This is a genomic window from Streptomyces sp. L-9-10 (assembly GCF_004151105.1).
GTDB lineage: Bacteria > Actinomycetota > Actinomycetes > Streptomycetales > Streptomycetaceae > Streptomyces.
In genome coordinates this window covers 103923-111391 of record NZ_PHRF01000115.1, presented here as the reverse complement: position 1 = coordinate 111391, position 7469 = coordinate 103923, and the positions used below count along the sequence as shown (strand labels likewise).

Genomic DNA, 7469 nt, shown 5'->3' with positions numbered 1-7469 from the left:
TCCGCTCCAACCTCGACTGGGGCTCGCACTCCCCCCGCTACACCGCTGTGACCCCGCGTACCCAGCTCCCCCCGCCGAACCCCGCCCCCATCCCCCTGACACTCACCGACCGCCCCAGCGACCCCAGCACCGAACCGCTGCCCTGCCCCTCGATCGCCTGGTGGTGGCAACAACTGCGCACGTGACCGGCCCCGGAGCCCACGCGCGGCGGGATCCGCCGGGTACGGACGAGAACGGGGCGTCAGGCCATCGCGAACTTGGCAACGTACTCGTCGAACGGCTCGATGCCCACTTCCGCACGGAGTTCGTTCATGCGCTCGGGCTCCTCACAGGGCCAGGGAACGGGTGCCCCGTCCTTCACGCCGGCGATTTGCGTACCGTAGATCTGCTTGCGGCCCTCGTTGACCAGCGTGCGGTCACGCAGGAAGGCCAGCTCGCGCGGGCCGGCCGAGCCCGCCGACACCGCCTGCCGCATCAGCTGGAGCGCGCGCCGCTGGATGTCGAGTTGCCGGTCGGCGTGCTGGGCGATCAGCCACGCCGCGCGCGCGGACTCCTCGCCGACCATTTCCGCCGTCGGCCAGCCGTACTCGTCCATGATCTCGCCGAGTCTGTCACCATGCCGCGCGGTCAGCCGGCGCCACACCAACTGTTCAGCCGGATCATCGCTGTTCGCGCCGGCCGAGGACTGGTGATCGGCCGCGGCCATGTCCGTAAGTTCCACGGCCAGCGCGGCAATGTCGTGCGCCACCCTCAACTCCCGTTCGTCGTCGGTGCGTTGCTCTTGTCTCCTGCAACCCTAAAGGCGCATACGGGGCACAAAGATCATTCCGGAGAACGGTGACAGGCACCTCCGCGCATGGGGATAATGGATCTACCCCTTGAGCCGGAGCCGGATCACCGCGGTCGGCGCGTGGTCCGGGAACTCACGTGCCGTACACCCGCTGGAAGACGTACTCGGCGGCCATGATGACCGTCAGATTGGTGGCGGTCGACGGCACCTCAGGGAAGATCGAGGCGTCCACCACGCGGAGGTTGCCCACCCCGCGCACCGCGCCCACGCTGTCCACCACGGCCCATTCGTCGCTGTCGCCGCCCATGGGCACTGTCGAGGTGGGGTGCTCGTAGGAGCCCAGGTTGTCGAGGATGACGCCTTCGAGCGCCGCGTCGTCCTGGACGGCGTCCCCGGGCAGCAGCTCGTCCTGGGCCACCTTCGCGAACACCGCGTTGGCCCCGATGCGCCGGCTCAGCTTGACCGCTTCCACCATGCGCCGCACGTCACGAGGCTCGGCGAGGAAGTTGTAGTCGATGACCGGGGCGTCCTTGGGGTCACGGCTCCGGAGCCGGAAGGTTCCGATCGAGTCCGGCCGCACGATCGACACCGCGAGCACGATGGCGCCGCCGGTCGGACTGAATGCCGGATCGATCAGGTGAGTCGCCGAGATGTGGATGTCGAGTTCGCCCTCGCCGGCCTCGCTGGTTCCCGTCCAGACCAGCGCACCTCCCGGCGGCGTCATGCCGAGCTTGCCCGGTCGCAGGGAGTACACGTTGAAGTAGAAGGGCTGGTTCCGCAGACGCAGACCCACCGGCAGGTCGGCCACGACGGGGATGTCCAGGGCCCGCAGGTGGTCGGCCGGGCCGACGCCCGAGCGCATCAGGATGGCAGGGCTGCCGTAGGCGCCGGCGGAGAGGATCACCTCGCCGGCGGTGAAGACCGTGCCGTCGGTGGTCACAACGCCCCGAGCCTCACCGTCCTCGATGATCACCCGGTCGATCTCCGTGCCCCCGTGGATGGTCAGGTGGGGGCGCTGCCGAACCTCGTCGGACAGATAGGTCATGCCCGTGTTACGGCGTACTCCGGCCAGTACGTTGAGCTGGTAGGCCGTGACTCCGTCCTGGTCGACTCCGTTGACGTCCTTCAGGCGCTTGAACCCTTCGTCGGCGGCGGCGTCGATGAACGCCTGCAGCGACGGGGTCAGCTCCTCATATCCCAGCTGGTGGACGGGCAACGGTCCCGAGCGACCGCGAAGACCGTCCTCACCCGCCGAGGTGGTCTCCAGCCGCTTGTAAGCCTCCAGCACCTCGGGGTCGGTCCAGCCCGAGAGACCGTGGGCGCGCCAGGCGGCGAAGTCGGCGGAACGCGCGCGAAGCGCGACACCCGCGTTGACACCGGAGCTGCCGCCGAGCACCTTGCCCCGCGGAGCCGGGATCTCATGGTCACCCTGGCCCGTGGCGGCGGAGTAACCCCAGTCGTGGTCCGCGTCGCCACCCACCCGGCCGCTGTTCCGGATCACGTCGGGGTACTCGTCGGGGGCGTACGCCCTACCCGCTTCCAGCAGGAGCACCTTTCGGGACGTGTCCTCGGTCAGGCGATTCGCGAGGACCGCTCCCGCGGACCCGCCTCCCACCACGATCACGTCGAAGTTCTGCCCAGTCACCGCACACACGCTCCCTTGGCCGGGCCGCGCCGGAAACGCACGGCTCATGTTCCACCTTTCACACATCACCGTACGTCGTTCGTGTCGAATTTTCAACCTCCATGTCGAATATCATGGAGGGGGAGGTGCGCGAGACCGGTGTGACGACGGCGGGAGAGGTACCAGGATCTGGCCCTCTCCCGCCGTCGTCGCACCGCACCCCGCGCCGCGCTGCCCCAGCGCAGCGCAGCGCCTCAGGCTGCTGCGATTGTTCCGCCGCCGGCCAACTCCCCTCCGTCGACGATGAATTCGGAGCCCGTGGCGAAGCTCGACTCGTCACTGGCCAGGTAGACGATGAGCCCCGCGATCTCCGCCGGATCGGCGACCCTCTTCATGGGGTTCAACTGGGCCACGTCGAGCCCCTCGGTCATCGCCGTGGCGACGGCGCCAGGGTGCACCGAGTTGACCCGGATACGGAACTCGGCGAGTTCCAGGGCAAGGGACTTGGTCAGACCACGCAGCGCGAACTTCGACGCGTTGTATCCGTGGAGCCCCGCGAAACCCCGGAATCCCGCCACCGACGACACGTTGACGATGGAAGCGGGGGCGGAGGCGATCAGGCTCGCGCGGGCCGCCTTGGCGCCGAGGAACTGCCCCGTCACGTTGACCGACATGATCTCCTCCCAGCTCTTGAGGCTGTACGCCTCCAGGCTCCCGAAGTTCATGATCCCTGCGTTGTTCACCAGGACGCCGAGAGATCCGAACGTGTCCTCCGCCGCCTGGACAGCGGCTTCCCAGGAGGAGTGGCTCGTGACGTCCAGGTGTACGTACACGGCGTCGTCCGTGCCGATCTCCTTGACCAGGGCCTGGCCCTCCGCGTCAAGCAGGTCCCCGACGACCACTTTGCCGCCCTCGGCGACGATCGCACGCGCGTGGGCCGCGCCCATCCCGCGTGCGCCCCCACTGATGAGGGCCACTTTGCCTTCAAGCCTCTTCATGATTCCTCGATTCCTTCCCACAGCCGTCGGACGCTCACCCGACGGCACGTCCGACCCCGACTCGTCGGTCCGAAGGCGATCAGGCCGTCGCCCGCTCCGGTTCCGTCTGCGCGGTGGTCGCCTGATGTCCGATCAGTCGCCAGACCCCCGCCTCCTGTCGCCAGACCACGAGGCAGCCGGCCACGATCCGCCGTGGTACGCCGTCGACCAGGACCCGCAACGTGAGCACCCCACTGGCCTGGAACGCGTACTCCCCCAGTTCCCGGGCCGATTCCACTCGGGTGTCGACGGACCGGAAGACGAACGTGCCGTTGCGGAATTTCTCGACGAACGACTTCTTGTCGTCCAGCCGACCGGTCGAGTGGGCGTAGTAGAGCTCCTCGGAGAGGAGACCGGCCAACGCGTCCGCGTCGCCGGAGACCAGCAGGGTGGCCCGCCTCGCTTCGAGGTCCGACGCCAAGCGGAGCAGGTCCGCGTTGCCTGACATGAGCAGTCCCTCCAAACCGGCCTGTCACCTGCGTGCGCTCGCGCTCACCTCACTCCGAGGGACGGCGGCAACACCACGCGGACAAGGGCACCGATGAAAGCGACCCTCACACACTTCCTCATTGGCGTCAAATTATCGACACCAATGACCATCACCGTCAGCGCGCCGAAAATCGGCGTCGGAGAACGATGTTGACCGATGGATCCGGCACGGGGCCGCCACCCGGTCAGGTGAGCGCGGCCCGCGCCCGGTGCCTGCGGACGGCGTCGCGGTTGGCGCAGCGCTGCGAGCAATAGCGTTGCCGCCCTGTGCGCGAGGTGTCGGCGAAGGCCGTGTCGCACTCGATCACCTCGCAGCGCCGCAGCCGGTGCATGCCCCGGCCCGCCAGATGCAGTGCGGTTCCGACCGCGAACAGCGTGAACAGGACGGATCCGAGGGGCTGTTCCGCGTCCCGGTAGTGCAGATGCCAGCCGGTGCCGGAGTGGGAGGCCAGCCGCGGATAGGCGGCGGCCTCCGCCAGCATCCGGTTCAACAGATCGGCGCGCTCCTCCTCCCCCACGGCGTCGACGATCTCCTCCCAGGCGTTCAGTGCCGCCTGGGCGCGGTCGAGGTCGTCCGCCGTCACCGGGCGCTCCAGCACGAGCCCGGCGGCGCGGCAGCGGTCCGCCAGCTCATCCGCGTTCTCGGGCCGACGGTTGGCGAGGTCCACGGCCAGATTCACCGCATCCTCGCCGTAAGGGTTGAGCTTCATAAGACCATTACAGCAGTGTGGTCGGCATGGCACAACAAACCGTCGGACACGCCGGATCCCAGGCCCGCGACCCGTGGCGCTATCGCTGGACCGTGCTGGGCATCGCCACCTTCACCCAGGCCACATCCGGCTTCTTCGTGGGCGGGCTCGGAGCGCTCGGCGTCCACCTTCAGCGCGCCCTGGACCTGAGCACGGCGCAACTGGGTCTGCTGGTCTCGGCGGCCCAGCTCGTACCGCTGGCCGGGCTGCTGGTGGCCGGCGAACTGCTGGACCGCTACAGCGAGCGCTGGGTGGTCGGGATCGGGGCGGGCGTGGTCGCGGTGGCGCTGGGCGTGGGGAGCCTGGCGCCGGGATACGCGGCCCTGCTGGTCGCGCTGCTGGTGGTCGGCGCGGGATACAGCACCGTCCAGCCGGGTGGGAGCAAATCGGTGGCCTCCTGGTTCGACACGTCACAGCGGGGCTTCGCGATGGGCATCCGGCAGGCCGGGCTGCCGCTGGGGGCGGCGCTCGCCTCGGCCGTACTCCCTCTCGTCGCCGAGAAGTTCGGCTGGCGGGCGACCTTGCTGACCGGTGGCTTCGTCGCGCTGCTCGGAGCCGGGGTCTTCATGGGCTGCTACCGTCGGCCGCCCGCACTGACAGCCCCCAAGGACAGGGAATCGTCGGACCCGCTCGCGGCACAGCTCCGGGCCCGGCTTCGCATGCTCCGTGAACCGTCCACGGTGAAGATCATGCTGTCGGGAACCAGCCTGATCTCGGTGCAGTGCGGCGTGGGCATCCTGACGGTGCTCCACCTCCACCAGGCGTCATCGGTCGGCGCCGGGCAGGCGGCCCTGGTCCTGGTGGCATCCCAGGGTGCGGGCGTTGCGGGCCGGATCTGCCTGGCCGCCTGGAGCGACCGGACCGGGTCCGGCCGCTATGTCATCGTGCTCGTCTGCATGGTCGCCGTGATCGCCGGGCTGTCCGTACTGATGACGCCGGCCGGGCGGGCACCGGCCGTCGCTTCCTGCGTCTTCGTCTGGCTCGGCTTCTTCGGCTTCGGCTGGTACGGCCCATGGGTCGCCTATGTCACCGAAGCCTCCCCACCGGGCAAGACCGGCTTCGCTCTGGGTCTGGCCATGTCCGTCAACCAGATCGCCATCGTCACGGTGCCGCCCGTGCTCGGCCTGCTGGTCGACCTCACCGGCAGCTTCACGCCGGCCTGGGCGCTGCTGTCTCTGCTGACCGTCGTCGCCCTGGCGGTCACGGCGGCATAAGTGAACGCAAGCCGGATCCGAGGGACTTGTCCGGAGGACGTGTCCGGGAGACGTGTCCAGGAGACGTGTCCGACGGACGCCGAGCACTGATCGAGCCGGCGATCACCGCCTGGAAGACTGCGCGCCTCTCGCCGCGGTCCGGTTCGCCGCGCCGGCCTGCGGCGTTGTCACCCGCCCGGCGGCGGGTTCTCGTCCGGCCGGGGCAGAAAGGCTCCCTTGGCGAGGATGCCGTCGATCCGCCGGCCCTCGGTCGCGGTCACGCGCCGGCGGGGCAGGGGCACGCCCACGACGTGCGCCAGGCGGCGGATCTGCACGTCGACGGCCGCTTCACAGCTGAGGCAGAAGTCGTCCGCGGCGCGGCGTCCCTGGGCCCAGCCCAGGAGCGCCAGGGCGAGGGCCACCGGGCAGGCCGGCCACCAGAAGAACGAGACGGCCAGGTAGGGCACGGCCCAGGCGACCCGCACGGTGGCGGCGGCGTAGTCGTCCCAGGCGGCGGAGACGACCTTGGTGATCCGGTCGTCGCGCAGCTGCCAGAGGCGCGGCCACGCCCGGGACAGGGACACGCCGTACTGGGCGGCGATTCGTTCGTCCACGAGGGCGAAGCGGTCGCCGATCCAGGTGGCGCGGTGGGGCAGATAGCGCTCGGGGATCGCGTAAGCGCCGCGCCGGGCCTCGTCAAGGGCGAGCCGGCGGCGGCGCCGCACACCGGGGCGCATGATCCGGCACAGGACGGCCGACCTGCCAAGCCAGAGCCGGTTCACGACCAGGCTCAGTTCCCTCACCAGCAGGGCCACGACAGTGACTCCGGCGACCAGCAGGCAGCCGATGACGGCGCCCTTGGCGGTCCGGGCGGTGGCGCCGAGCGTGTCCAGGCGCCGTACCAGGAAGTCGAGATCGAGCGCCTCGCCCGCGCCGGCCGGGCCCATCGCCCAGGCGACGATCACGATCGCGGTGAAGGGCACGCCGGGCAGGACGAGGAACGCGAACCACCGATCGGCGACGCGTTTGGCGAGGTCGGAGAGGATGCCGTCCATCAGCCGCCGTCCTCGGCCGCCATCGGGGCGTTCTCGAGGTGGCAGCGGGGTTCGGTGGCGTCGGCGTTCCGCCCCCGGGCGGGGCAGCGGCCGCGCGGGCACAGGAACCTTTCGACGAACGGCCGTTCCTGCCAGGTGCCGTCGGCAGGAAGCCCGGAACCACGGGTTCCGTCACGGCGGAGCCGCAGCTCGCGCAACGCCTCGGTGGCCGCCTTGCCCGCACGGACCTCGGTCAGCTCCCGTTCGAGCTCGGTCCGCCACCCGAATCTGTCGGCCTTGCTCCTGAGTTCGGGCAGGTTGGCGCACAGCCACTCCAGGCCGGCTTGCTCGTCGGTGACGGCCCGGGAGACAGCCCCGGGGACGGGCTCGGAGACGGCGGCCGCTCGCGCGTCACCGGATCCGGGGGCCGCGCGTCGCGGCTGACGCCGCCAGGGCAGGCGCCATGGGGGGAAGGGCACTGATCCACTCCTTGGGGTCCGATGTGCGGTTCTACGATCCGATGTGCGGTTCTACGGTCCGATGTGCGGTTCTA

The 7469-nt window shown here is 69.9% G+C and carries 8 protein-coding genes and 1 pseudogene; 2 read left to right on the top strand and 7 right to left on the bottom strand.

Annotated elements, in window-relative coordinates; translation table 11 throughout:
- Window positions 1-185 (top strand): annotated as a pseudogene (locus CU044_RS39240) (hypothetical protein); the annotation flags it as partial.
- A gap of 56 nt (window positions 186-241) precedes the next feature.
- Here CU044_RS39240 and CU044_RS27560 read toward each other — a convergent pair.
- From CU044_RS27560 to CU044_RS27540, 5 genes are all read right to left on the bottom strand, one after another.
- A complete protein-coding gene (locus tag CU044_RS27560) occupies window positions 242-748 on the bottom strand; it encodes a DUF6624 domain-containing protein (RefSeq protein ID WP_129771460.1) in 507 nt (168 codons plus the stop codon).
- Window positions 749-923: 175 nt separating this feature from the next.
- Window positions 924-2435 (bottom strand): GMC family oxidoreductase N-terminal domain-containing protein, encoded by a 1512-nt coding sequence (locus CU044_RS27555; protein WP_205124115.1) that lies wholly within the window; start codon window positions 2433-2435, stop codon window positions 924-926.
- 233 nt (window positions 2436-2668) lie between these two features.
- Window positions 2669-3412 (bottom strand): SDR family oxidoreductase, encoded by a 744-nt coding sequence (locus tag CU044_RS27550; protein ID WP_193564087.1) that lies wholly within the window; start codon window positions 3410-3412, stop codon window positions 2669-2671.
- Window positions 3413-3491: 79 nt separating this feature from the next.
- The gene (locus CU044_RS27545) at window positions 3492-3899 is read right to left on the bottom strand and encodes a nuclear transport factor 2 family protein (protein WP_129771458.1); all 408 of its coding nucleotides are present in this window, start codon (window positions 3897-3899) and stop codon (window positions 3492-3494) included.
- Between the two features lie 226 nt (window positions 3900-4125).
- The gene (locus CU044_RS27540; protein WP_129771457.1) at window positions 4126-4650 is read right to left on the bottom strand and encodes a CGNR zinc finger domain-containing protein; all 525 of its coding nucleotides are present in this window, start codon (window positions 4648-4650) and stop codon (window positions 4126-4128) included.
- A 26-nt stretch (window positions 4651-4676) separates the two neighbouring features.
- On the opposite strand from CU044_RS27540, the gene CU044_RS27535 reads away from it, so the two are divergent.
- Window positions 4677-5903 (top strand): MFS transporter, encoded by a 1227-nt coding sequence (locus tag CU044_RS27535; protein ID WP_129771456.1) that lies wholly within the window; start codon window positions 4677-4679, stop codon window positions 5901-5903.
- A 167-nt stretch (window positions 5904-6070) separates the two neighbouring features.
- On the opposite strand, the gene CU044_RS27530 is transcribed toward CU044_RS27535, so the two are convergent.
- A complete protein-coding gene (locus CU044_RS27530; protein WP_129771455.1) occupies window positions 6071-6937 on the bottom strand; it encodes a hypothetical protein in 867 nt (288 codons plus the stop codon).
- On the bottom strand, window positions 6937-7395 hold the full coding sequence (locus CU044_RS27525; RefSeq protein ID WP_129771454.1) for a hypothetical protein: 459 nt from the start codon (window positions 7393-7395) through the stop codon (window positions 6937-6939). The genes CU044_RS27530 and CU044_RS27525 overlap by 1 nt, the downstream gene beginning before the upstream one ends.
- Between the last annotated feature and the right edge of the window lie 74 nt (window positions 7396-7469).